The 24730-nt window shown below is 40.8% G+C and carries 21 protein-coding genes and 1 tRNA gene; 13 read left to right on the top strand and 9 right to left on the bottom strand.

Features of this window, described 5'->3' with window-relative positions; all coding sequences use genetic code 11:
• Positions 1–3: 3 nt before the first annotated feature.
• Entirely contained in the window at positions 4–1908 is a 1905-nt protein-coding gene (gene mutL, locus K7X70_RS12690) for a DNA mismatch repair endonuclease MutL (protein WP_222537444.1), read from the bottom strand.
• A 265-nt stretch (positions 1909–2173) separates the two neighbouring features.
• Here mutL and K7X70_RS12685 point away from each other — a divergent pair, with 265 nt between their 5' ends.
• Both K7X70_RS12685 and K7X70_RS12680 read left to right on the top strand, forming a co-directional pair.
• On the top strand, positions 2174–4006 hold the full coding sequence (locus tag K7X70_RS12685) for a serine hydrolase domain-containing protein (protein WP_222537443.1): 1833 nt from the start codon (positions 2174–2176) through the stop codon (positions 4004–4006).
• A 50-nt stretch (positions 4007–4056) separates the two neighbouring features.
• On the top strand, positions 4057–4629 hold the full coding sequence (locus K7X70_RS12680) for a DUF1579 domain-containing protein (RefSeq protein WP_222537442.1): 573 nt from the start codon (positions 4057–4059) through the stop codon (positions 4627–4629).
• Between the two features lie 100 nt (positions 4630–4729).
• Here the strand turns inward: K7X70_RS12680 and K7X70_RS12675 are convergent, their stop codons facing one another.
• Complete coding sequence (locus tag K7X70_RS12675) at positions 4730–5695, bottom strand: isopenicillin N synthase family dioxygenase (RefSeq protein ID WP_222537441.1); 966 nt, start codon at positions 5693–5695, stop codon at positions 4730–4732.
• 262 nt (positions 5696–5957) lie between these two features.
• Here K7X70_RS12675 and msrA point away from each other — a divergent pair, with 262 nt between their 5' ends.
• Both msrA and K7X70_RS12665 read left to right on the top strand, forming a co-directional pair.
• The gene (msrA, locus tag K7X70_RS12670; protein WP_255607133.1) at positions 5958–6542 is read left to right on the top strand and encodes a peptide-methionine (S)-S-oxide reductase MsrA; all 585 of its coding nucleotides are present in this window, start codon (positions 5958–5960) and stop codon (positions 6540–6542) included.
• A 126-nt stretch (positions 6543–6668) separates the two neighbouring features.
• Positions 6669–7127, top strand: a complete 459-nt coding sequence (locus K7X70_RS12665) for a copper resistance protein NlpE (protein WP_222537439.1) — start codon at positions 6669–6671, stop codon at positions 7125–7127.
• Positions 7128–7258: 131 nt separating this feature from the next.
• Here the strand turns inward: K7X70_RS12665 and K7X70_RS12660 are convergent, their stop codons facing one another.
• Both K7X70_RS12660 and K7X70_RS12655 read right to left on the bottom strand, forming a co-directional pair.
• On the bottom strand, positions 7259–8542 hold the full coding sequence (locus K7X70_RS12660) for an SGNH/GDSL hydrolase family protein (RefSeq protein ID WP_222537438.1): 1284 nt from the start codon (positions 8540–8542) through the stop codon (positions 7259–7261).
• 23 nt (positions 8543–8565) lie between these two features.
• Positions 8566–9774, bottom strand: a complete 1209-nt coding sequence (locus tag K7X70_RS12655; RefSeq protein WP_222537437.1) for an OmpP1/FadL family transporter — start codon at positions 9772–9774, stop codon at positions 8566–8568.
• Between the two features lie 306 nt (positions 9775–10080).
• On the opposite strand from K7X70_RS12655, the gene K7X70_RS12650 reads away from it, so the two are divergent.
• Positions 10081–10713, top strand: a complete 633-nt coding sequence (locus K7X70_RS12650) for an NAD(P)H-dependent oxidoreductase (RefSeq protein WP_222537436.1) — start codon at positions 10081–10083, stop codon at positions 10711–10713.
• A 527-nt stretch (positions 10714–11240) separates the two neighbouring features.
• Entirely contained in the window at positions 11241–13958 is a 2718-nt protein-coding gene (locus K7X70_RS12645; RefSeq protein ID WP_222537435.1) for a carboxypeptidase-like regulatory domain-containing protein, read from the top strand.
• Positions 13959–13964: 6 nt separating this feature from the next.
• Here K7X70_RS12645 and K7X70_RS12640 read toward each other — a convergent pair whose 3' ends face one another.
• Positions 13965–15521, bottom strand: coding sequence for a PspC domain-containing protein (locus tag K7X70_RS12640; protein ID WP_222537434.1), 1557 nt, complete (start codon positions 15519–15521; stop codon positions 13965–13967).
• On the bottom strand, positions 15518–15886 hold the full coding sequence (locus K7X70_RS12635) for a PadR family transcriptional regulator (protein ID WP_222537433.1): 369 nt from the start codon (positions 15884–15886) through the stop codon (positions 15518–15520). The genes K7X70_RS12640 and K7X70_RS12635 overlap by 4 nt, the downstream gene beginning before the upstream one ends.
• A 315-nt stretch (positions 15887–16201) precedes the next feature.
• On the opposite strand from K7X70_RS12635, the gene K7X70_RS12630 reads away from it, so the two are divergent.
• A complete protein-coding gene (locus K7X70_RS12630; RefSeq protein WP_222537432.1) occupies positions 16202–16360 on the top strand; it encodes a hypothetical protein in 159 nt (52 codons plus the stop codon).
• A gap of 111 nt (positions 16361–16471) precedes the next feature.
• On the opposite strand, the gene K7X70_RS12625 is transcribed toward K7X70_RS12630, so the two are convergent.
• Both K7X70_RS12625 and K7X70_RS12620 read right to left on the bottom strand, forming a co-directional pair.
• Positions 16472–17614, bottom strand: a complete 1143-nt coding sequence (locus K7X70_RS12625) for a putative sensor domain DACNV-containing protein (protein WP_222537431.1) — start codon at positions 17612–17614, stop codon at positions 16472–16474.
• Between the two features lie 23 nt (positions 17615–17637).
• Positions 17638–19917: a TonB-dependent receptor gene (locus K7X70_RS12620; RefSeq protein WP_222537430.1), complete on the bottom strand. Its 2280-nt coding sequence runs from the start codon at positions 19915–19917 to the stop codon at positions 17638–17640.
• A gap of 104 nt (positions 19918–20021) precedes the next feature.
• On the opposite strand from K7X70_RS12620, the gene K7X70_RS12615 reads away from it, so the two are divergent.
• Genes K7X70_RS12615 through K7X70_RS12605 form a run of 3 tightly spaced genes read left to right on the top strand, consistent with a single transcriptional unit; the run spans position 20022 to position 22338 of the window.
• Complete coding sequence (locus K7X70_RS12615; protein ID WP_222537429.1) at positions 20022–20693, top strand: metal-dependent transcriptional regulator; 672 nt, start codon at positions 20022–20024, stop codon at positions 20691–20693.
• 3 nt (positions 20694–20696) lie between these two features.
• Positions 20697–21986: a DUF2130 domain-containing protein gene (locus K7X70_RS12610; protein WP_255607132.1), complete on the top strand. Its 1290-nt coding sequence runs from the start codon at positions 20697–20699 to the stop codon at positions 21984–21986.
• Positions 21987–21990: 4 nt separating this feature from the next.
• Positions 21991–22338, top strand: a complete 348-nt coding sequence (locus K7X70_RS12605; RefSeq protein WP_222537428.1) for a hypothetical protein — start codon at positions 21991–21993, stop codon at positions 22336–22338.
• Here the strand turns inward: K7X70_RS12605 and rlmF are convergent.
• The gene (gene rlmF / locus K7X70_RS12600; RefSeq protein WP_222537427.1) at positions 22286–23239 is read right to left on the bottom strand and encodes a 23S rRNA (adenine(1618)-N(6))-methyltransferase RlmF; all 954 of its coding nucleotides are present in this window, start codon (positions 23237–23239) and stop codon (positions 22286–22288) included. The two genes, K7X70_RS12605 and rlmF, sit on opposite strands and share 53 nt — an antisense overlap.
• A 210-nt stretch (positions 23240–23449) precedes the next feature.
• On the opposite strand from rlmF, the gene K7X70_RS12595 reads away from it, so the two are divergent.
• The 3 genes from K7X70_RS12595 (at position 23450) to K7X70_RS12585 (ending at position 24727) form a co-directional block, all read left to right on the top strand.
• A complete protein-coding gene (locus K7X70_RS12595) occupies positions 23450–23806 on the top strand; it encodes a diacylglycerol kinase family protein (protein ID WP_222537426.1) in 357 nt (118 codons plus the stop codon).
• Complete coding sequence (recO, locus tag K7X70_RS12590; protein ID WP_222537425.1) at positions 23796–24521, top strand: DNA repair protein RecO; 726 nt, start codon at positions 23796–23798, stop codon at positions 24519–24521. Before K7X70_RS12595 ends, recO begins: the two co-directional genes overlap by 11 nt.
• A gap of 128 nt (positions 24522–24649) precedes the next feature.
• Positions 24650–24727, top strand: a tRNA-Val gene (locus K7X70_RS12585).
• Positions 24728–24730: the final 3 nt, after the last annotated feature.

The raw sequence follows: 24730 nt of genomic DNA, 5'->3' as shown, positions 1-24730 counted from the left end.
TTGCTATTTATCAAATTTTTTATCAAGTTCAGTCAGACCGATGGTTTGAATTACCGGCTTCCCACTCATACTAAAGTTAGGTGTTTGACAAGCAAAAAGCTGTTCAATCAGCGTATTCATTTCTTGCTGTCCTAAAACTGCGCCGCTTTTGATGGCACTGTTTCTGGCCATACTTCTGGCCAGCGCATCTCTTTTGCTCAGTTTAAGTTCTTGCTGAGAATTTTTAAATCCTTCAATCAGGTGTTCAAACAATTGCGTTTCATTGCCGTTATTATTGCCTAAATCTACTGGGATTCCTTCGATGATCAGCGTATTTTTACCGAACTCCCGAACCTCAAAACCTAGGCTTTTAATGTCTTCCAATAAGCTTTTTGCCAATTCAAAATCATTCGGACTTAAGGTTACTGTTTGCGGGAATAAACTTTGCTGGGAAGCGCCTTTACGATCATCCAGGTGTCTGCTGAAACGTTCGTAAAGAATCCTTTCATGAGCAGCCTGCTGGTCGATCAGCATCAAGCCCGATTTAATCTGCGAAATGATGTACCTATTGTGCAGCTGCATCAGCTGTTTCTGAACGGGTACCAGAGAATCGTCCGGTAATTGTCCAGGTAATTCAATGGCTGCCTGCTGTGCGGTATCGCTATGGTTGGCTACTTCATATAAAGCGCCCCAGCCTTTGGTATTTGGTACAATCGCAGCACTGGCATCCCTGCTGGCTCCGCCGCCACCACTTCCTGACCTTGGAAAGGCAGTAGGAAAGCTTGCTGCAGTAGCGGGTTCCCTAGTCGGTTTATCCGCGGCAAAAGGGTTAAAGTCTGGATTGAAGCTGATGCTTGGCGGCACAATTTCCTCCGGGGCTTTATGGGTAATCATCCCGCTAAATCCAGTTTCCTGATCAAAATCAATCGTTGGGCTGATGTTAAACCTTCCAATAGAGCGTTTTACCGCAGAATGGAGGATCGCATAAATAGATTTCTCATCCAGGTATTTGATCTCCGTTTTTGTAGGGTGGACATTCACATCAATCTTTGCGGGATCAATTTCGATGAACAGCACATACATTGGGAAATGATCATCAGGCAATAAATCTTCATACGATTTGCTCACTGCATGATTCAGGTAAGCGTCTTTGATGTACCTGTTGTTGACAAAAAAGAACTGCTCTCCCCTGGTTTTCTTTGCGAACTCAGGTTTTCCAATAAAGCCTTTGATATTGATGATGCTCGTTTCCTCTTCTACAGGAATCAGGCGCTGGTTATAATTATTTCCAAACAAATGAACGATCCTTTGTTTCATGCCCGAGGCAGGTAAACGGTGGATTTCCACTCCGTCATGGTGTAAGCTGAAAGCTATTGCTGGATTTGCCAGAGAAATGCGTTGAAATTCTTCCAGCACATGGCGCATTTCTGCGGAGGTACTTTTGAGAAAGTTTCTTCTTGCTGGCGTATTATAAAAGAGATTTTTTACGGAGATACTGGTCCCCACAGAAGTAGCTACCGGCTCCTGATTGGTGACCTCAGAACCTTCGATTTCTACCATGGTACCCAGCTCATCTTCATGGCGGCGGGTTTTCATTTCTATCTGCGAAATTGCGGCAATGGAAGCCATAGCTTCGCCCCTGAAACCCATCGTACGGATGGCGAATAAATCTTCTGCTTTTCTGACTTTCGAGGTAGCATGACGTTCAAAGCACATGCGTGCATCTGTGACGCTCATTCCACAGCCATTATCTATCACCTGAATCAATGCCTTACCGGCATCTTTTAAAATCAACTGTATCTTGTTTGCACCTGCATCTATCGCATTCTCCAAAAGCTCCTTCACGGCTGATGCCGGGCGTTGCACTACCTCTCCGGCCGCGATTTGATTGGCAACACTATCCGGTAAAAGTTGTATTATATCTGACATTTATTTCTCTCTGGTAAAGGTTGCTAATTTAGGGAAAATAAGCCTCAATACTCAGTTTTCATTTGTTAATAATTTGTCTTTTAATGCCTATTTCCATTTTATTTGTTCCTTTTTCTATCTTTATCGACAGGAAAGAAAGCTATTGGCCCGACTATTGGAAGCCTCCGATTCGTCAGCTGTAAACACATCATCAGCGGATCTGATCGCAACTCAATTTTACAGCAGTATCAGCAGCAAGGAACCTACCTTCTTAAAAAACACCTAAATGAATAAAAAATACAGCAAAAAAAGTAACCTTGCCGGGATCATGATCACCAGCTTTATGGCCTTATTTACTTTCAGCGCCTGTGCGCAAAGCCATCAGCAGAACCAGCAAAAAGTCGCTGTGATCAATACGATCAGCAGCAATACCGTACTCTTAAATAACCAAACAAATCTGCTCCCTTTAACCGCATTGGATCAGAAAAACATTGCTGCGGTTAGCCTGGATTTCAGCTTCAAATCTTCGTTTGACAGCCTTTTAAATAAGTATGCGAAAGTCAGCAGTTTTTCTTCTGATGCTTACCTGGCTTCTACTACGCTGGACGACCTGGAAGATGACTTGAAATACTTCAATCTCGTGATTGTAGCATTACCGGTCTCGGCGATAAACAACCCAAGAAATACCAGCTTCATCAACAGTATTGCGAAAAGTAAAAAGATCATTATTGCCGTATTTGGAGAAACGGGTAGCTTATTGGCATTTGACGGAATTTCTGCGCCTATCGTTTGGAGCAATCAATACAATGAAGAAGCCGCGGTTACTGTTCCTCAGATGATTTTTGGCGGCATTCCATTTACTAAAAAATTAACGGCCAGCTACTCGCCGAAATATGTTGTTGGACAAGGCGCCAGTACCAGCCAAACCCGATTAAAATATACGCTTCCGGAAGATGCAGGCGTCAATTCCGATGATCTGAAGGAAATTGACAACATCGCTTATGAAGCCATCCGTGAGAAAGCTGCTCCCGGAATTGTGGTCCTGGTGGCGAAAGATGGAAAAGTAATTTTCAATAAAGCTTATGGTAATCATACTTATGTGAATGGTTTACCGGAAAAAGTAACCGACATTTTTGACCTGGCATCGCTCACTAAAACCACTGCAACGACGCCAACTGTGATGCGTTTATTTGAAGAACACAAATTAAATCTCGATACAAACATTGGCGCATACATCCCTAAAGCAAGGTTATCGCCCATGAATCAGATTAAAGTAAGGGAAGTGATGTTGCACCAGGCAGGCTTTATCCCTTTCATTCCTTTCCACGATTTTGTGAAACCCGGAGACTATAGCAGAGATTCCAGTGCTGTTTTTCCGACTAAGGTGGCCGACAATTATTACATCAAGAAAGGATTTTTCAAAGAGGTGATGTGGCCAAAAATGCTGAATTCCCCGATCAGAACACGCGGAAAATACGTTTACAGCGACATCAGCATGTACGTGATGAAAGAAATCTGTGAACGCTTGAGCGGAATGCCATTAGACACCTATGTATGGGAGAATTTCTACAAACCTTTGGGCATGCAAACGGCCGGCTTCCTACCGAGAAACCGCTTTTCAAAAGATCAGATTGTACCTACTGAACAGGACAATTATTTCAGAAAAACATTGCTGGAAGGTTATGTGCATGATCAGGGTGCAGCATTAGCAGGCGGCGTATCCGGTCATGCGGGATTATTTGGCAGTGCAAATGACCTCGCCATCATTTACCAGATGTTATTGAATAAAGGCAGTTATGGCGGAAACCAATATTTCCAGCCGCAAACAGTCGACATGTTTACCAAGAAACAATCAGATGTGAGCAGAAGAGGACTAGGTTTTGACAGATGGGATCCAGACGCGACCAAGAAATATCCTTCGCAACTGGCCTCTCCCCTTACTTATGGCCATACTGGCTATACCGGAACGGCAGTCTGGGTAGACCCCGCAAAAGGACTTGTTTACGTATTTCTATCCAACCGGGTAAATCCCACAGTATCAGAGAAGTTAGGGAGTTTAAAAATCAGACCTAGAATCCAGGACGCCATTTATAAAGCAATAGAAAAAGGTAGTAATTAGCTTCAGTTTTTCGTAAATTAGAATACCATATAAAACTTAATTCTAATAAAATGAAAAAGTTAACATTATCTGTTGTGGCTTTGCTGATGCTGGCCATAACCTGTCGGGTTCAAGCTCAGGATGATGCCATGATGAAAGCATGGCAAGCGTACATGACACCCGGCGATGTGCACAAAATGATTGCAAAAGACGATGGGAAATGGGATGGAGACGTTACCATGTGGATGGCGCCAGGTGCTCCGCCCACGAAAAGTAAAACCAGCAGTACAAACACAATGATCATGGGGGGCCGTTATCAACAATCTATTCATGAAGGAAGCATGATGGGAATGCCTTTTGAAGGAATGGGCCTATTGGGCTACGACAATTCAAAAAAGACCTTTCTTTCCACCTGGATAGACAACATGGGTACAGGCATCATGAACATGGAAGGCACTTGGGATGACGCCACAAAAACCATTAATTTTAAAGGAAAGTGCGTTGACCCGATGACCGGAAAAGACATGGATGTCCGTGAAGTTTTCAAATTCGTTGACCAAGACCATCAGGTGATGGAAATGTATTGTAACACGGATGGAAAAGAAATGAAAACCATGGAAATCCAGTTCAGCAGAAGAAAATAACCACCTTCATCTTTAAAGAATCAACTATTGTTGATCAAAAAAGAGCGGCCGTATCAAGATGTGATATGGCCGCTCTTTTTAATCCTGTTTGAGGAAATAATTACATTTTCTTCAATCCAATCTCGCGTAAACGCTCATCAAGGTATTCACCAGCAGTCATATCAGCATATACTTTGGGATGGGCTTCATCCACTGTAGATGGCAGACTTGTCAAATCCATATTTGCACGTGGGTGCAAAAAGAAAGGAACAGAGAAACGAGATGTTTTCATCAGCTCTAGTGGTGGATTTACTACTCTATGTGTGGTAGAACGCAATTTGTTATTCGTTAAACGCTGCAGCATATCTCCTACATTCACTACGATATCTGTGTGACCAGCTTTAATTGGCAGCCATTCATTGCTGCGGGTCAATACTTCTAAACCATCAGCACTTGCACCAATCAATAAGGTGATCAGGTTGATGTCTTCATGTGCTCCCGCACGTACTGCATCTGCCGCTAATGCTTCCGGATTTTCAATTGGGAAATAATGAATCCCTCTCAAAATTGAATTTCCGTTGTGCACATGTTTATCGAAATAATCGATTGGCAATTCCAGATAAGTCGCAATGGCGCGCAGTAAATGTTTACCATTGTTTTCCAAACGCTGATAAATTTCACGGGTTACCGCATTAAATTCAGGAAGTTCTTCCAGCACTTCATTATCCGGGTATTCCGATTTAATCGGATCACCATCTGTTACTTCCTGACCAATTTGCCAGAATTCCTTCAGATCTGCCGTTTTAGCACCTTTAGCAGTCTCTTTACCTGGACTGGTGTAACCACGCTGACCGGCAAGCTCTGCTCTTTCATATTTTTTCTTTTGCTCTGGTTTCAAGGCAAAAACACCTTGAATGTTGGCATATAGTTTATCAATCAATTCTTGGTCTACACCATGATTAGTGATGGTTACAAAACCAGAATCGTTAAAAGCTCTGCCCAATTCATCAGAGAATTTTTTACGCTGCGCATCATCTCCATTGATGTATGAGCCCAGGTCTAAACTAGGAATATAAGGTGTTGACATATCGATATTTTTATAGGTATTAACATCGCAAATTTAACAAAGTATTGTTAATAAATGTTAAATATCAAGACAAATGAAAAGCAATTGACTGAAAATAACTACATTAAGTTATACACATTTACAGACAGGCTACTGTAAATTATCAGTTGATTGTAATACTAGGTATAGATACGGTTTTAAGAAAACTATAAACACTACACTTACGTATTATATTTTGAATGGTTTTCAACTAGCCCCTACTATCATGAAGTATTTATCAATTATGATCCTAATTTTATTATCCGCTGGCAGTGTCGATGCACAGTCAAAGAAATTACAGAAAGCGACCTTTGGAATGGGCTGTTTCTGGTGTTCAGAAGCACTATTCCAACGTTTGGAAGGCGTTACGGCGGTCAGATCGGGTTTTGAAGGTGGATCAGTTCCAAACCCAAGTTATGAAGATGTATGTACTGGAACAACCGGACATGCTGAGGTGATTGAGGTCACTTATGACCCAGCAAAAATTAAATATGATGAGTTGCTGGAAGTATTCTGGAAAAGTCATGACCCGACCACATTAAATCGTCAGGGTGCAGATGTAGGTACGCAATATCGCTCCGTGGTTTTTTACCACAATGACGAACAAAAACAAATTGCTGAAAAGTATAAAAAGGAACTCAATGCGACCAATGCTTATGGCAAACCTGTAGTGACTGCCATAGATAAAGCAGGTCCGTTTTATGTAGCAGAAGCTTACCATCAGGATTATTTCAACAAGAATGGAAATCAGCCATATTGCAGGTTAGTCATCCTTCCTAAATTAGAGAAACTGGAAAAGGTTTTCAAGGCGAAGCTGAAAAAAAATTAAACCGTACAATTGAGTAAAAACAATTGCATCACACATCAACAGGCAGGGATTTTTTTTGCAAACATATTCCTTATGAATTCGTTTAATTGGCAGTACATCCTTAGGTAACACTAAAAAAATCTACCCATGAAAATGAAAATCTTAACACTCGCCAGCATTTCCCTGTTTTTTATGGCCTGCAACAGCGATCAAAAAACGGCCAGCAATATCGATAGCACAAAGAAATCAGCAGACACCGTCATCAACGATTCCCATAATGCAAAAAATTCACTGGATTGGGCTGGTACTTATAAAGGCGTCACCCCTTGTGCAGATTGCGAAGGCATTCAAACAGAACTAACTTTAAACTCAGACATGACCTATACCCTAAAAACCAATTATATGGGTAAAGACACTCATTTTCCGGAAGATCATGGCACTTTTGCCTGGGATACGAGCGGATCAAAAGTAGAACTGATTGGCTTGAAAGATGGGCCAAGTAAATATTTTGTGGGAGAAAATATGTTGAAACAATTGGACATGGAAGGTAAAGAAATCAGTGGTCCTCTTGCAGATAAATACTTGCTTAAAAAAGACATGAAGTAACCTTGATACATTTCATCCATCGCAATAGTATACCTCCTAAATGGGAGGCATTAGCAAAAAACAGGGTGTATCAGAAATAATGATACACCCTGTTTTATATAAAGCTAAACCAGTTGCTCAGTCTGTATTTATTAAGGGAATTTAACCCCTCTGTATCGCGTTACATCTACAATTGGAATAGAAGAACCATATTTCGAATTAATCGATCGGATAAATTCATTGGCGACTAAGGCGTAACCCATTGGCGTGAGGTGAATCCCATCTAAAGAGAAAAGATTTCCGGTGATGTAAGCCGCACTAATTGGCACGCCATTTACCACTTTACCAGCACCATATTCTCTTAACAATGCAAAAGCATCCACCACTGCTAAGCCTTTGTTTGCAGCCACAGCTTTAATTGTTGTATTATAAGAAGCTACATAATCTGAAACTATCCCAGCCTCATCTTCATCCAATACCCATTGGCTTTCCACTGGATTGGAAGGAAATAAACCATAAGGAACGGCTCCTGTACCAATAAGATTTGCTGATGACAATGGCAATACAAAATAGTCTTTTACAGTAGCTGCTCTGGTTGCATTCTTGCCTGTTTTGATATAAATTGTATTAATGGTTGGAGCAGTAACATGTACGGCAGCCAATAGAGAATTCAAAGTAACCGTATTAAAAAATGGTGTTTTCAAAATATCAGGTATGGTGGCTACCACACCTTTGGCATTATTCGCGGTCATCTTATTTGCTGCATCCGCATACAAACTGGCAAATGCATTTTTATCTGTAGGCTGGTCTGCAGGATTTGCCCCTCCGGAGGTCGCATAACCCAGGATATCATTGTTACCCAACCACATGCTAAAGAAGGTAAATGGTTTTGAAGTCACGAAATTCAGGTAGGTAGTGCTCGTGTTATTAGGGAAATCTGTTGGCAGCATTCTTTCGTAGAAATTATTCAGGTTACCATATTGAGGGATATTGATATGTACCAGCTTAATTCCAGGAACACCATAATTGTTGATTTCTCCAACATATTTAGTCAACAATACCGTAGGTGCAGTCGCACGCACCGCGGTTTTTGTATTCTGATCACCAATAATTGGCAGACCTGCTGGGGTAAAACCTTTCAGGATCTTATATCCAGAACCATCTGCTTGAGATTCATTAAAGAAAGGGGTATAAAAAGCACCGCCACCAACTGTTTTCATTTGAGCAGCTATCATTTCAGGAAAAGAGTTTTTCTGTCCTTCCAGATACAGCCCATTATCGGCATAACCGGAAGTAAGGGAATTACCCACAGCGATATATCTGGAAAAATCAGCGTTTCCTTTAGATGGAGTAATCGTGCTTAGTTCGGGTTTGCAGGAGGCCATTCCAAGAATAGCGACCGCAATCATACTTCTAAAAATATATTTTGAGTTCATTGTGATTTGTCTGAAGAGGTGGATTACCATTTATAAGAGAAAGAAATACCCGGGATATAGGCCAGTGTTTTAAACTCACCGCTCAACTGAGTTTCAATATTTGTTTCATTTCTTTTCTCCACGTTTTCATATAAGAAAGAGAAATCAATATTGAATCGCTCCGTTGCTTTAAACCCAATACCTGCGCTCAGCAGAAGACGGTTCGCATCTGGTACTTCAGGCGTCACATAACCTTTTCCTACTGGGGTAAAAGCATAGCCGATACCAGCGCGTAAAGCCAATCTATTGGTGGTTTGATTTTGAATACCAAAACGCAATGCCGCAGCATCATGGTAATTTCTTGGAGAAGGAGGCGACACAAAATTATTGTTATAATCAAAAGCCAGCTCTTTATATTTACTCCAATGTACCCAGTTCACATCCAGGGCAAGTGTCGTTTTATCCGAAGGATGGAAACCTAAACCCAGTGACGTAGTAGCAGGTAAAGGAAGTTCTGCACCAAATTTAGTAGGCACACGGCCTCTGATCGCATCAGGTACATCAAAAATAGCGTCTCCATCTTTAACCGTTGCGGTAACCTGCGAGCGGTGGGTTACCCCGATAGAGACTCCAGATACAGTTTCCACATAAATACCTGCATTCCATCCAAAATCTTTAGCATCTCCTTTTAGTTTTGCAGAAGCTTGTCGGCCGTCATTTAAGGTATAAGGCAAGGCCTTTCTCAGGTCTACTTTTCCTAATGAATAAACCAGACCACCACCAATACCGATGTGATCAGTAATCTTTAAACTTAAGGTTGGCTGGATATAAATGGCTTGCAAGTCTAGCGAAGTCACTGAATATCTGCCGGTCCAATCTTCCTTCCAGTGCATGGCACCACCAAAAGGTGTGTAAATTCCCAGACCAAAGCGAAGCCTGTTTTCAGGAGATCCGAATACGGCATACCCCATAATCGGGGTTGCAATCTTATCTTTATTGTATTCTGTGACATTGGAACCATTCTCACGGAAGGCTGTTTTCAGGTACAATGGAGAGATTCCAGCCTGTACACCATTCTTTTTCAGAAAGGATACGGCACCTGGGTTGAAAAACACTGCGGCTTCATCTAAGGCCAGCCCTGTCCCCGCCCCGCCCATGGCAGTTTGTTTTTGTCCTTGCAGGTTGACCTGAAAAGACTGGGAATAGCCCAGAACGGGCACGGCCAGCAAGCAACTAAGTAAAATCTTTTTCATATATGGTTAGAATTAAATTGGTAATTATTAAACAATAATAGTAAGATAGAGTTTTAGTAAATTAGCTATGCTTGCATAATAATTAACGAGTTTAGTTAATTAACTAAAATAATCCAAATGTTATTTTACAACTATCAGGAATAACAGTGTACAGTCTGGGTATAAACGAGTATCATCTAAAAGTAAAAAGCCAGAAAGATGAATACAGATTATAGTAACATGCGTACATTTGCTAACAGTGTTATTTATTTGGTTGCTATATAACTAACGCCTAAGAAAAAGAATATTTATTATAAAAGATATATTATGAGCTTAATTGAAGCATTAAACTGGCGTTATGCCACTAAGAAAATGAATGGCGAAAAAGTTTCGCAAGATAAAGTTGATCAGATTGTTGCAGCTGCACATCTTGCACCTACTTCTTCTGGTTTACAGCCATTCAAAGTAATTGTAGTGACTAACCAGGAATTAAAAGAAAAAATCAAAGCGATAGCTTTTGGTCAGGAGCAGATTACAGATTCTTCACACCTGTTGATTTTTGCAGCATGGGATAACTATACAGAAGAGAACATCAGACACATATTTACTCAAGGCAATATAGAGCGTGGTTTACCAGCAGATGCCAATGCGGATTACCTGAACAGATTGATTGGTATGTATACCGCAAAAACACCGGAAGAGAATTTCCATCATGCTGCAAAACAAGCCTACATTGGCTTCGGCGTGGCTTTGGCAGAAGCCGCTTTATTGAAAGTAGATGCGACTCCAATGGAAGGCTTTGATCCTGCTCAATTAGATGAATTGTTAGGATTAAAAGAAAGAGGATTGCGCAGCACAACTTTGTTACCTCTAGGATATAGATCAGAAACTGGCGACTGGTTAGTGAACCTAAAAAAGGTACGTACTCCAATGTCTGATTTCCTGATTGAATTTAAATAAGGAAGGTTATTAACAGTTAAAAGCTGTTAAATCTATCTAAGAGACGCCTCTGTATGCTTTAACAGCAAACAGAGGCGTTTTTTTATGCCTAAAACTGTGGTTTATCCACAGCATCAGATCTTATCCACAATCAAATGTGAACAACCTAATGTGAGTAACTTGTTAATCATCATAAATACAGCAACTTAAAGTCTTACATAACTCACATTCTCCTCCAAAACCTATGGTAAGAACAAAAATTAAATGTGTATATCCTTTAAAAATCCCCTACATTTTCGAGTTTTTCCACATCAGTAATCCATAAATACCTCGCTTATCCACACAATTATGTGGATAAGCCCATAACAACTTGTTAAGTTATAGTCAATCAGCACTTTAATCAATTAAACAATCCACATTTACAAAAAAGAAACTCTGCTTCCTTTCGCCTTTTTTAAATGTAAAAATATGTTAAACATCACTCAGCATAAGGCTATTCCCTCCATAAATGAATATATTAGCCATATTAACCGTTTTTAACTATTTTGATGAAACTGATAAACTTCGTTATTGCCTTTCTTTTGCTATCCACCACTTTGCACTTTTCTGCAAATGCACAACAGGACAGTGTTGTTTTAAACAACATCATTAGCAAAACCAAAAAACTTTCCGACGAACAGCCTATAGAGAAAGTGTACCTACATTTCGACAAGCCCTATTATAGTGTTGCGGATACAATCTGGTTTAAAGCTTACCTGACTATGGAGCAAAATATTCCATCGCAGCTCAGTAAAATTGTCTATGTGGATGTGATCAATGAAAGAGATTCATTGGTAGAAACTTTAAAACTACCAACCACAAACAGTGTGGCTGCTGGAAACATTCCATTAACCCCTGGAAATTATAAACAAGGTAACTATTTCATCAGGGCTTATACAGTATGGATGCTGAATTTTAGCGATCAGTATTTTTTCAAAAAGACCATTCCAATTGGTGAAGCGATAGAAAAGCAACTGATCACCCACTTCAATTATACCAGCACCCAAACTGATAAAAGCCAAAGCATCAACGCGATTATTCAATTTAAGAATGCGGATAAAGTGGTACAGGCGAATAAAGTAGTGAACTGGAGGGTCATTTCTAATTATGAGACGGTAAGTAAAGGAAAAGGGACAACAGATCAGAATGGAATTTTGAAAATCAAAATTGAGCCCAGAAAAAATGAGCTCATTACCAATGGAGAGTTGATCACAGACCTCAGCCTGACAGAAAAAGAAATCCTGACTTCCTCTTTCCCTTTAAGACCGGTTAAATCAGACAATGACCTCCAATTTTTCCCGGAAGGTGGAGAATTGGTCAATGGACTGGCCGTAAGGATGAGTTTCAAATCCCTGAATGCAAAGGGCCTTGCTGCACCATTAACCGGAAACATTACCGATAACGCAGGAAATAATTTGGCTTCCTTCAGCTCTAATGCTTTAGGAATGGGCTCCTTCTACCTGAACACAGAAGCTGGAAAAACTTATAAAGCGAATGTGACTTTCAAAGATGGCAGCACGAAATCTTTTGATCTGCCAAAGGCAAATACTTCAGGAATCATTACCCAGATCACCAATACTGATCCAGTTAATTTCAATCTGAAGATCCTTGCCAATGATCCATATTTTGAGCAAAATAAAGGAAAGACCTTTTTTATTATAGGTACACAAGGCGGGATCATCTATTACGCCGCAAAAACACGTCTGGCCACACAGGTGAACTCGGCAAAGATTCCTAAAGAAAAATTCCCAGCGGGAATCGTACAGGTGACTTTGATTGCTGAAAATGGAGAACCGCTAAATGAACGTCTGGCATTCAATTATCCTACACAGGAGAATCTGAGCCTTAAAACAGATTTGCCAACCTATAAACCAAGGCAAAAAGTAAAACTAAGTGTGATTCCTAAAAATGCGACACAACCTTTAGAAGGCACTTACTCTGTATCCGTAACCGACGAAACGAAGGTTCCGGTTGATGAAGATTCAGAAACTACCATATTGAGCTCTCTTTTATTAACTTCAGACCTACAAGGTTATGTGGAAAAACCGAATTACTATTTCACTAAACCAGATGAGAAAAAGCTGGCAGATTTAGACCTGCTCCTGTTAACACAGGGCTTCCGCAGATTTGCCATGAAAGAACTGCTAACAGGTAAACCTGCATCAATCACTTTATTACCAGAGCAAGATATGCGCATTACAGGCACATTGAGAGATCGTACAGGGATGCCAGTAAGAAAGGGTGCGCTACGTTTAACGGTTCCTGGGACAAGTATTTCTGCAGAAGCGATTACCAGCCCTTCGGGTATTTTTGCTTTTGGAAACCTGGTTATTCCAGATTCTTCAGAAGTGCTGATTAATGCAAAATATAGCACCAATGGTTCTAATCTGATGATTTTACTGGATGGCTCTCCATTACCCGATGTAGGAAAGAACATCAGCCATGTTGGATCTGCAGACAATATCGACAGTACTTTATCTGCTTACCTGAACAATAGCAAGAAACAATACAACTTCTTACGTACCTTAAAAGAGGTAAAAATTGAAGGTGCTAAAGTGAAAAGACCGAGTCATGCAGACCATCCAAGTCTTTCTGGCTTAAGTTCTATCAATGCCACAGTAATTGATGGAGACCGGTTAAAGGACTGCAATTCTCTGGCCTTATGTTTACAGACAATGGCCATGGGTTTAACGTATTTTGAGAACAATTTCTATGTGACCCGTGATTACCAATCCGGCAGCAGGGTTCCAGTACAAATATTTATCAATGGAATGGCCCTGGATTATATGGCATTATTAGGGGTAAATCCGAAAGAAGTAGAATCTGTAGAGGTCTTCACAAAAGACGATCTGGGTACGATCAACAGGATGTACAACACGAATGGTGTACTGGTAGTAAACACTAAAAAAGTAGTGAAAAGCACGATGAGCCTTGCTGATTTAAAGAAAATCCTTCCTAAGGAAAACATGCTTAAATTTAACCCGAAAGGATTCAGCAAACAGCGCGAATTTTATATGCCTAAATATATCAATCCTGCAAACACCTATAACTTCAACGACCTGAGAACCACTATTTATTGGAACCCTAAAGTGAATTTTAATGGTTCTGCACCATTGGTATTAGACTATTGGAATGCCGATGGCAGAGGAACGTATAAAGCAGTAATTGAAGGGGTAGACAAATTCGGTAATTTAAGCCGCTTTGTCTACCGCTACTCCGTAAAATAATAAGACTTATTCGTCTGAGTGATCGTCTATACGTTCACTCAGACATTCTAATCCGTTCTCGGTCATCACCCATTCCGAAAACTCCTTGCTGTCATCCGCATAACAATCCCAGTAATTGTGCCCGGTTAAGTATTCTCTCAAATTGCGATTGATCTTTAAATGAGTACCCACTGGTATGTTTAAAACCAACTGCACTTCCTGAGCACGATAATTCGCCTTCTTCAACAGCTGTAAACCAGAACTAAAATTCAATACCGAATCGCGCTGCTGAAAATCATAATGTATGTTCTGCGCGTTTTTCAAAGCCATCTCAAATGTTTTCCCCATAGCACTGTAGTTTTCCGAAAGCGTCATTTTTCCGTTCTCACTTTTCTCTAGTCTAAGGTTCATATTTCTTGGCTGATCCATTGGCCCACGGCCATCTTTTAAGATTCTGCGACCTTTATAATTGACCGGATCAATCTTGTAGTTCAAGCTGTCTTCTTTCGTGAAGAACCTGGTTTTATCAACAGACAATACCAGCGTCTGATGAGGCACCAATTCCTTTACCTGTGCAAATTCCGCGCTTTCCTTAAACTCAGCACTTACTTTAGCAATGTAAAATACTGACACCGCAACACCTGCCAGCCAAATCACCAATAAGCCAAAAGAAACTGTTTTATGGATGGGTTTGCCATTAAAAGCAACCCGGATAGAAAACAGTACCAGTGCCAGGATTGGAATCAGGAAAACCACAAAAACAGCGAGGATCATTTTGCTGAAATAAGCTTCATTGATGATACTGAAAGGGAAATAAGAGTAGACATCTGCATCCCATACTCCAAATACGCCCGCCAGACTGATGATCAGCATTAGCAGTAAAAAGGAACCGAAGATGACGATGGCAGTAGCCACCAATTTAAGCGCAGCCTTTCCAGTGCCATTGATAAAGTTCCCAAGAAACTCAAAGAACTCGGCAAGAAAACCACGGGATTGTTTTACCAAAGGATTCTGGTGACTGTTCATAAAACCTCGCAAATTAGCTTCTTCTCCCCTCATAGCCATTTTATCAGACTTGCTTTCTGCTTTAGGAATTACGATCCACATGATCAGGTAAATTAAAATTCCTGAACCACCCATAAAGATGGAAAGCAATGCCGCCAAACGCACCCAGCGTGCTTCGATATTCAGGTAATGTCCCAATCCAACACATACACCAGCGATCATAGCCTGATCCGTATCACGGAACAATTTCTTTATCCCATCATGAGGGGGCATGGCCTGCTGCGGATTACCCGGTATTTCGTCCTGCTCTTCCGAATTTTCAAAGTCTTTAACGGAACCCATCTGGGCGATCACCGACTGCACATCCTGAATATCGATTACTTGCTTTTGCTGCTGCGTCAATAGCTCTCCAAACATCTCTGCAATCCTGTTCTCTATGTCCGTTACGATCTCGAAATCGTCTGCATTTTTTGCAAAATGGTGTTTTACTTCATTCAAGTAAACAGTGAGCGTCTCATAGGCATCTTCTTCCAGATGGATGATGGAGTTGCCAATATTTATATTTAAAGTCTTCTTCATGATTTGGTTAGGTTTATTTGGGTTTCGGATTCCATAGATGTTCCTTTTTTAGAGGTATTGATGGCGTAAGCCAATTCCTGCCAGGTATGGTCCAGCTGACCAAGGATGGCTTTTCCTTCTTCGGTTAACACGTAGTATTTTCTGGGTGGCCCGGAAGTCGATTCGACCCAATTGTAACTCAACAAGCCGTTGTTCTTCAAACGTGTTAACAAAGGATACAAAGTACCTTCCACCACCAGCAATTTTGCCAACTTTAATTCTGCGATAATATCAGAAGCATAGATCTCTCCTCTGGATATGATCAGGAGCACACAGTATTCCAGTATGCCCTTTCGCATTTGTGTTTGTGTATTTTCTGCTATCATAATTCAAAGTTATGTGTTTTATATAGTAATATGCAATGCATAGTACTATATAAAAACAAATATAACACATAAATAGCTGAAAATCAGCGACATTATTTTCATGAGCAATTAAAACAACAGATTTATAGAAAAAGCTTAAAAAGAGTACAGTACAAATGGAAACACCACACCAAACACCTGATAATGAGTGTAAAAACGAACTAAATAAATGTAAAAATCAATGAAAAGTACAATTTATGAACATTCCAACATTTATCCGCAAGTTTGGCTCGCAGTTTGCATTAAATCAAGCATATCTAAGAAAAACATCTACCTATGTTAAGTAAATCGTTTTCCATATTTCATGTTTTTGCAAGGCAAAAGAAAGAAAAGACTGAAAAGGCATTGACGCAAAGAGAGTGGATCAATGCAGATCGGATCGTGCTGATCTTTTTGCTGCTGGCAACGATTATTGGAGCGATTGTTTTTTCCTAAATCGGGGAGAAACAGAGATTAATTAATTTTTGAGGCGTACTTATTGTACGCTTTTTTTATGCGGTCAAAATCCGTTTAGAAAAGATCATTCAGCTTTTTTACCATAAAGAATTACAGCAACAAGGTATCAATCCGGTGAGCCTGCACCCTATCCTGTCTGACAGACCAGCTATAAATGGTAAAATGACCATCCTGAGAGGCCACTAATGCCGTCGCATCTCTTTGGTCATGAACAAACTGAGCGGCAGAAAGATGTCTTGTTCCACCTACTTTTGTAGGATGAACTACAATAGCATCTCCACCTTTAATCGGTTCTGAGAAAGAAATTTCGTCAATATTATCCTTTCCTTTCGCCCGGCCGATCTTAGCCCCAAAAGCTAAAAGCTCATAATCATTGCTGATCACAGTAGCACCGTCCACAGCGGTTAAACCTGCCAAATGTTCTACTTCCCGCTTAAGGGCGGTTTGCCAAAAAATCTGACTCGCTTCTTTACGGTCTTGCTGCAGTAATTTAGAAAGCCCTGTAAAGGCCGGCTGTACATAGTACTGAATTGGTTTGATAATAGATTGCAGCCAGTGATTGGTCTCATTTGGCACGATTAGCAAGGTTCCGCCTCGTCCATGGCTCCGCATAGAAACGGCAAGCTGAATCATCACATTCACCGAATCATTCCAATAAGAGGGTGCGGTAAGGTCGAGCAGGGAAAGCAGCATCGGCGGACAATCCCTCATATCGGTATTGTTTTCCTCTACCATTTTCACCTGATCTCCTTTGAGCACAGCGATATTGGTAAACTTGCCAAATCCGTAGATCCGGCGGTGTTTGATCACCAACAAAGCCGGTTCAGAAACATCGAGTACAAAGCAGAAATTAGGAATGCTTACTGTAGTTCCCCAGATAAAAAGCTCATCATCTTCCATCCATACCCCCAGGTGAATTCCTGCTCTTTCCACACCAGGTGCGATTTTAGTTAGAATTCCCGCGCTTAAAGGCAGTCGGTGTTTGAAAAGCAGTGGATTTCCTGCCTGCTGAGGAGGAAGATAAGCCAAAGAAATCTTTGGTGAATGACCCTCCTCTTTGCGCAAACTAGCCCAGAAAGTAGCGTCAATGATCGCTTCAACCACATTTGCAGTAGGCAATGGCGCCAGATCATCCTCTCCACTTTCCCGGGCAGCAGAAAGATGTGCTGCAAAAATAGCTTCAACTTTTGGGGCAATCACCCTTGCTGCCTGATAGGTCGAGTAGTAGATCATGCCATAAAGTTAAACTATTCGTACTATTTTATGGTATACCTGATGCCAAAAAAACCACGGATATTTTGATTTGGCCCGTACACATAATTCGGGTCAAAGGTTAAGGCATAAGGATTACTTTCTGTGGGTTTTACTTTACCATGGTCGTCATAAACCACATTTTTATCAAAAGGATCATTTGCTCCGGCGATGATAAAAGGATTTCCGCGGTTTGGTGTCCAGTTCAGCAGGTTTTTTATACCGCCATAAAGTTCAAAACGCTGAAACCCACTATAGGTAAACTGGATATTCTGGATGCTCCAGGTCGGAGAAAATTCCTCCCTCGGATCTAGAGGACCAAGTAATGGCAGGCGCATTGGACTGTAGACATTACCGGTATAATCAATTCCTAAATCCAGCGCTCTGATTTTATACGAAACTGCCCAATTTCCGGAAAATTTTTCCGTCAGGATCTGCTGTTTTTTGATGCCATGTTCGTAGGTGGCTACATCTTGGTAGGTAGCGCCTATAACTACTTTTAAACCGTTATTTAAAGCCATATCGAAATTTGCGGTAAAGCCTTTACTCAGGGCATAACCATCAAGATTATCGTAGATGATCTTATTCGGATCAGTATCAAAATCTCCAATAATCCGGTTATTGAAATGTGTATAAAATGCGGAGGTTTCAATTCCAAAATATGTCCCATCATTGGCGTACATTTTCCTTAGGAAATTCAGGTTTACATTATACGTTTTTTCAGGTTTGAGTTTTGCGGCAATGACCACATCCCTGGCACCGGTTAATGCGGCATGGTCTTCGGTAAAGATATTTACCACCCTAAAGCCGGTTCCGGCATTTAAACGAAGGATATTCAGATCGTTCAGCTTCCATTTATAAGCCGCTCTTGGCGTTAAAATATTACCATGAAGAGAATTATAATCGTAGCGGAAACCTGCCAGAACTGAATGTTTAGCACTCAAACGGATTTCATCCTGTATAAAAACACCGGGTAGCCAGATATTTTTTGCGGGATTATTCAGCTCCGTTGCCGGCGTATTGTCGTCATAATAGGTATAGCGCATAGCCGCTCCGATCAATAAATCATGATTGCTGATCTTTTTATCCCAGGTCAGCTGACCAAATCCTACTTTTTGACTGGCGATATAGGATTTATCACCATATCGGCTATCCTGGTCATGGTTATTAAAAGAGAAGGCAAAAAACATTTTCTCTTTAACAGGCAATTGATAATTTCCAATCAATTCCCATCTTTTGGTATAAATACTTTCGCCATACACCTCATCGCCGCCCCGGTAGGATTTATTCCAATTTGTTTCCCCACCCCAACGATCCTCATACAAATATCGACCTGCAACAGTAAACAACCTGTTATCTTTACGTTCAAAATTCCATTTCTGAAAAATGGAGATGCGATCCTGCAAAGTTACATCGGTGAAATTATCGTGGTTATGGTCTACCACATTCCCGAATTTATAATAATTAACACCTGTTAATGCAGTCGCGGTACCCAGTTTAGTTTTCAACCCAAGATCTGCATTAAACTCCTGATAAGTAGTTCCAAAGATATCGGCAGTAAACAAGGGTGCATTTTGAGGTTTCTTAGTAATGATATTGATCAATCCTCCAACGGCTTCACTTCCATATAAAGAGGAGGCCGGCCCTTTTACAATCTCGATCTGCTCTACCAGAGAATTTGGAATTCCAGAAAGGCCGTACACCGTCGATAAGCTACTTACAATTGGCATCCCATCAATCAAAATCATCGTATAAGGGCCTTCTAATCCATTGATATGGATGTCTCCGGTGTTACAAATATTGCAGTTCAGCTGTGGCCTTACCCCATTCACATTTTGCAGGGCATCAAAAATACTAGGTGTTGGATTTTTCCTAAAAAACGCAGGCGTGTACACCTCTACTGGCACTGGGCTTTCCAATCTGTTCACCTCTTTTAGCGTACCGGTAACCACAACTTCATTCAGGTCGTTTTGAAAATTACTGAGGTCGAAATCCAACCGCAGCGTTTCTTCCGGTTTCAAAACAACGCTTTTAAACATCTTCTTGAAACCTACTGCAGAGGCCTGAACTTTATACCCCCCCGCTTTTAATGAGGTTAATTCATAAAAACCAGCACTATCGGTAGTGGTCACTATAGCCGGCTGCCCAATACTAATATTGACTTGTGGAAGCGGACTTCCTTCCGAAATCACCCTTCCACGGATAGTACCCGTTTGTGCGGCGACCGCTAAACTGCAGAGTAAAAACAAAATAAAGACAAAGGATCTTGTAAAAATTATTTTCATATATACTTAAATCAAAAAGTTAGACTAACAAAACAATACAAAACTATAAAAGTTAGACTAACCTAACAAATGTTATTTGAGATTTATTGTTTTATATTTGTTCCATGCTATCTTATACGGAAGAAAACTATTTAAAAGCCTTACTGAAATTAAGTTTTCAGAATGAGGACAAGCCTGAAGCTGGCACCAATGAAATGGCAGCCCATTTAGGTGTAAAGCCTGCCACCGCCACGGATATGCTGAAAAAGTTGAAAGAAAAAGAATTGGTCAGCTATAAGAAATACGGAAAGATCTTACTGACTGATTCTGGAAAACAGCAAGCGATTGCCATTTTAAGAAAGCACCGGTTATGGGAAACTTTTCTTTACGAGAAGCTGGATTTTAGTTGGGATGAGGTCCATGAGGTCGCGGAACAGTTAGAGCATATCCAATCCAATAAGCTGGTGGATAAGTTAGAAGAATTTCTGGGCTTCCCTGAATTTGATCCACATGGCGATCCCATTCCAAAAGCCAATGGCGATATGCCTAAAGTGGAAAAAATCCTGCTTTCTGAAGTGCAAGAAGAGGAAGTTTGCTGGGTAGTCGCGGTAAAAGATACTTCTACCGTATTCCTGCAATACCTGGAAAAACTGGAAATTACCATTGGAACCCCTATAAAAGTATTAGAACGCATAGATTTCGACGGTTCTATGAGCATTCAGATCTCAGATCAGGAAGCCAGAAATGTATCTATGAAGTTTGCAGAAAGTTTATTTATCACCCTCCATCAACGATAAAATATGTCAACAGAAATAAAATGTCCGAATTGTGCCCATACTTTTCCAATAGAAGAAGTGATGGCGGAGGAGTATAAAAAAGAGCTCAGAGAAAAGATGGTCACTTTTACAAAGCAAAAGGATGAAGAATACCAACAGAAGCTCAGCAAGTTAACACAGCAGCAAAAAGACCAGGAACAGGTTTATGAGCAGCAGCAAAAACTGCAGGCCCAGGCTTTTGAGAAACAGTTGGCAGAAGAAAAGAAGATGCTGCAAACAGCTATCGAGGAAACGCTGAGGAAGAGTATTGCAAGTGATTTCGAGAACAAACTCGCCATGATGGACAATGCCCAGAAGGAAGCGGAAGAAAAGTTAAAGCTTGCACGTTCCAAAGAGCTGGATTTCCTGATGAAAGAAAAAGCAATGAAGGAGAAAGAAGAAGAGATGGAGCTGCAGCTGCATCGGAAACTTCAGGAGCAGCGTGCCGAAATGGTGGAGCAGATCAGGAAACAAGAAACAGAAAAAAACAACCTTAAAGATACCGAGCACCAACTCCGCGTCAAAGAGCTGGAGAAACAATTGGATGATCAGAAAAAGCTGGCGGAAGAAATGAAGCGCAAGGCGGAACAAGGATCTATGCAATTACAGGGAGAAGTTCAGGAGTTGATTCTTGAGGAATTATTGCGCAATGCCTTCCCCTTTGACCTGATTACCGAAGTTGGTAAGGGGGTAAGAGGTGCAGATTGCGTTCACCATGTGAGGAATCAATTTGGTCAGGAATGTGGGAAAATCATTTATGAAAGTAAGCGTACCAAGGATTTCTCTATAGAATGGATAGAGAAATTAAAGAAAGACATGCGCAGCATGGGTGTAGATGTAGCCGTAATTGTGACCCAGTGCTATCCGAAAGGAATGGATTGCTTTGGTGAAAAGGACGGCGTATGGATCTGTTCATTTGATGAGGTAAAAGCAGTTTCTTACATCCTTAGGGATGGTATTGTGAAATTGTTTTCTGCAGCCAAATCACAGGAAAACCGTGGTGATAAGATGCACATGCTATACGATTACCTGACCAGCAACGAGTTTTCTGAACAGTGGAAAGCAATCAGAGAAGGATTTATGAGCATGAAGTTATCGATTCAGAAAGAACGTGATGCCATGGAGAAAATGTGGAAAGCGAGAGAGAAACAATTGGAAAAAGTGATGTTAAATGCCGCACATATCCGTGGCTCAATCGAAGGAATTGCCGGTACAGACACCATTCAACTGAGCCTGACCGATGATGAAGACGATACTTTACTTCTAGAATCTTAAGCACATGATTTACGCAAAAAAGAAAGTTCAAAATACGGCAAATCTAGCCGCACAAACGGCAAAGATTATTGCCAATGTAAAAGAACTGGAAGAGAAAAACATCATCCGTATTGAGGGAAATGAGGTTTATTTATATCCTGAAATATGGAAAGATAAAGCCACTGCCCTGAATTGGATCAAATGTCTTCACCTTTATTGCATGGTGAAAAACCGCTTCAAAGAAAGTGATGCGTTATTCTTTAAACATATAGAAACGAAAGCGCCGATCGGCGCTTTCAAAAATAAAAAAGCCGCAGTACTTATTTCTTTTGAGACCAGCGATCAGCCTTCCAACGCTCCTGCTCCTCAATAGTTAAAAATGTCCAGGCCAGAAAACGGCTGATCTTCTGTCCTTGTGCCATCTCTATTGTTCTAATTTGTACCGGATTAACTTTATCCAAAGCAGTATAGATAAAAGGAAGATGCATGCTTTTAGAAACCAGTGTGGTAAACCAAAAACATTGTTTCCCGATGGTTTCACTTTCCTGAATCATTTTTCTGATGAAACCAACTTCCCCACCGTCACACCACAATTCAGCCTGCTGTCCACCGAAATTCAACACAGGAATTTTACCTCTCTGCGTACCTAAATTCCTCACTTTTCTTTGTGATCCTGCTCTTGCCTCTTCCGCTGAAGCATGGAATGGTGGATTACACATTGTGAAATCGAAGAGCTCTCCCGGTTTCAATATGCCTTTAAAAATCTGATTTTTATGCGCTTGTAATCTTGGAAATACGGAAGCCAATAAAGCTGGATTAATCGTAGCTAAGTTTTTAGCAGACTTTATTGCGTAAGAATCTACATCAGAGCCTACAAATGACCATCCATATTCCTGATGTCCAATGATGGGGTAAATACAATTGGCGCCGATACCAATATCGAGGCCTTTAATTTTTCCGCCCTGAGGAACAGCCCCAGCATTTACGGAAGCCAATAAATCTGCCAGGTAATGCACATAATCTGCTCTTCCTGGAATCGGCGGACAAAGGTATCCTTCAGGAATATCCCAATAGTCTATCTGATAGAAATGTTTCAGTAACGCCTGATTCAACAACCTCACCGCCATGGGATTTGAAAAATCTATGGACTCATCACCGTATGGATTGACCGCCACAAAAGGACGTAATTCCGGCAATGTTTTAATTAGTTCCGGAAAATCATACCTGGAACGGTGCTTGTTTCTTGGGTGTAACTCGTTTTTCTCTATTGACATTACCTTCGGCTAAATGATCGCCAAAGGTAAGCTTATTTTAATTTTCGACCGGGATTAAATCATCTTCTACATTTATGCAATCGGATCCAACATCACTGAGACCTCTCCATCAATTTGCGACTAAAAGCAAGATGGCGCATTTAATAATTGGAAATCCAGTAAAGCATGACGTACTTTGTAAGGTTACAAAATAGAATTTGTACCGGAGCTATGACTAAATTTATCAAGAGTTTTGGTTATGCGTTTTCTGGAATCGCTTACGCCAGCAAAAGCCAATTTAATTTCAGATTTCATGTAGTGGTGCTGATGCTGGTCGGCATTGCCGGATGGTATTATCAGCTGGATTCCTCTGAATGGCTTTGGATTATAGCAGCTTCAGGGATTGTATTGAGCTCAGAATTGTTCAATACCACCATAGAAGTACTGGTAGACTTGGTTTCCCCGGATATCCATCCAAAAGCAAAAATCATTAAAGATGTGGCTGCCGGAGCAGTGCTGATTGCAGCCTTTGCGGCTGTTCTGATTGGATTGATCATTTTCCTGCCAAAAATCTATTATGCTGCATAAAACACGTGGAATCGTATTAAAAACGACACTGTACAGTGAGAGCAGTGTGGTGGTACAAATGTTTACCGAGAAATTTGGCATGCAGTCTTACCTGATCAACGGGGTGAAAAAACCGAAGGCAAAGATCAGAATGAACATGCTGCAGCCCCTGCATCTGGTAGATATGGTGGTTTACCATAAAGTAAACTCCAGCATCCAACGCATTTCTGAACTGAGACCATCTCCTATTTTTAGCAGTATTCCTTACGACATTCTGAAAAGTACAATGGCCATGTTCCTGAATGAAGTGCTGTATAAAAGCATCCGTCAGCAGATGACCGACGAGTATTTATTTGATTTTATCTTTAATGCGGTCTGCTGGTTTGATGAATCTCAGGGTACAAATGTGAATTTTCACCTGGCTTTTCTGTTGAAATTATCGCGTTACCTCGGTTTTGCACCAAGTTCACAGACCAAAAGTGACCAAAGTTATTTCGATTTACAAGAAGGAGAGTTTAAATCTTTACCTCCCGTACACCCACATTTTATCGATAAGGACGACGCAGCACTCTTTATTTCACTATTTATTTTGCCTTTCGAAAAAATAATTGAAATAAAATTAGATAATAAAACCCGTCGTAGAATCCTTGATAAAATACTGATTTACTATACCTTACACACAGCTTCTTTTGGAGAAATCCGCTCACATCAGGTTCTGGAAGATATATTATCATAAAATAGTTGAAAATATTTTTGCAAAACTGATTTAAGGGTGTATATTTGCAATCCCAAAACGAAGGTAACTTTGCAAAACGGGAAAGAGCTTACTCAGCTCGTATTTGATACAAATAGAGTACAGCAGAAGGGAAATTAGCTCAGCTGGTTCAGAGCACCTCGTTTACACCGAGGGGGTCGGGGGTTCGAACCCCTCATTTCCCACCAAAA

The organism is Pedobacter polysacchareus, from assembly GCF_019802255.1.
Taxonomy (GTDB): domain Bacteria; phylum Bacteroidota; class Bacteroidia; order Sphingobacteriales; family Sphingobacteriaceae; genus Pedobacter; species Pedobacter polysacchareus.
The sequence above is the reverse complement of the archived record's forward strand: the minus strand, read 5'-3'. Positions and strand labels throughout refer to the sequence as shown.

Excerpts from the sequence above, each read along its gene's own strand:
- K7X70_RS12610 (WP_255607132.1), top strand. The coding sequence starts at position 20,697 with ATGTCAACAGAAATAAAATGTCCGAATTGTGCCCATACTTTTCCAATA.
- msrA (WP_255607133.1), top strand. The coding sequence starts at position 5,958 with ATGATCCTAATTTTATTATCCGCTGGCAGTGTCGATGCACAGTCAAAG.
- K7X70_RS12685 (WP_222537443.1), top strand. The coding sequence starts at position 2,174 with ATGAATAAAAAATACAGCAAAAAAAGTAACCTTGCCGGGATCATGATC.
- K7X70_RS12625 (WP_222537431.1), bottom strand. The coding sequence starts at position 17,614 with ATGATCTACTACTCGACCTATCAGGCAGCAAGGGTGATTGCCCCAAAA.
- K7X70_RS12650 (WP_222537436.1), top strand. The coding sequence starts at position 10,081 with ATGAGCTTAATTGAAGCATTAAACTGGCGTTATGCCACTAAGAAAATG.
- K7X70_RS12630 (WP_222537432.1), top strand. The coding sequence starts at position 16,202 with ATGTTAAGTAAATCGTTTTCCATATTTCATGTTTTTGCAAGGCAAAAG.
- K7X70_RS12660 (WP_222537438.1), bottom strand. The coding sequence starts at position 8,542 with ATGAACTCAAAATATATTTTTAGAAGTATGATTGCGGTCGCTATTCTT.
- recO (WP_222537425.1), top strand. The coding sequence starts at position 23,796 with ATGCTGCATAAAACACGTGGAATCGTATTAAAAACGACACTGTACAGT.
- K7X70_RS12635 (WP_222537433.1), bottom strand. The coding sequence starts at position 15,886 with ATGATAGCAGAAAATACACAAACACAAATGCGAAAGGGCATACTGGAA.
- K7X70_RS12680 (WP_222537442.1), top strand. The coding sequence starts at position 4,057 with ATGAAAAAGTTAACATTATCTGTTGTGGCTTTGCTGATGCTGGCCATA.
- K7X70_RS12675 (WP_222537441.1), bottom strand. The coding sequence starts at position 5,695 with ATGTCAACACCTTATATTCCTAGTTTAGACCTGGGCTCATACATCAAT.
- K7X70_RS12645 (WP_222537435.1), top strand. The coding sequence starts at position 11,241 with ATGAAACTGATAAACTTCGTTATTGCCTTTCTTTTGCTATCCACCACT.
- K7X70_RS12595 (WP_222537426.1), top strand. The coding sequence starts at position 23,450 with ATGACTAAATTTATCAAGAGTTTTGGTTATGCGTTTTCTGGAATCGCT.
- mutL (WP_222537444.1), bottom strand. The coding sequence starts at position 1,908 with ATGTCAGATATAATACAACTTTTACCGGATAGTGTTGCCAATCAAATC.
- K7X70_RS12665 (WP_222537439.1), top strand. The coding sequence starts at position 6,669 with ATGAAAATGAAAATCTTAACACTCGCCAGCATTTCCCTGTTTTTTATG.
- rlmF (WP_222537427.1), bottom strand. The coding sequence starts at position 23,239 with ATGTCAATAGAGAAAAACGAGTTACACCCAAGAAACAAGCACCGTTCC.
- K7X70_RS12605 (WP_222537428.1), top strand. The coding sequence starts at position 21,991 with ATGATTTACGCAAAAAAGAAAGTTCAAAATACGGCAAATCTAGCCGCA.
- K7X70_RS12615 (WP_222537429.1), top strand. The coding sequence starts at position 20,022 with ATGCTATCTTATACGGAAGAAAACTATTTAAAAGCCTTACTGAAATTA.
- K7X70_RS12655 (WP_222537437.1), bottom strand. The coding sequence starts at position 9,774 with ATGAAAAAGATTTTACTTAGTTGCTTGCTGGCCGTGCCCGTTCTGGGC.
- K7X70_RS12640 (WP_222537434.1), bottom strand. The coding sequence starts at position 15,521 with ATGAAGAAGACTTTAAATATAAATATTGGCAACTCCATCATCCATCTG.
- K7X70_RS12620 (WP_222537430.1), bottom strand. The coding sequence starts at position 19,917 with ATGAAAATAATTTTTACAAGATCCTTTGTCTTTATTTTGTTTTTACTC.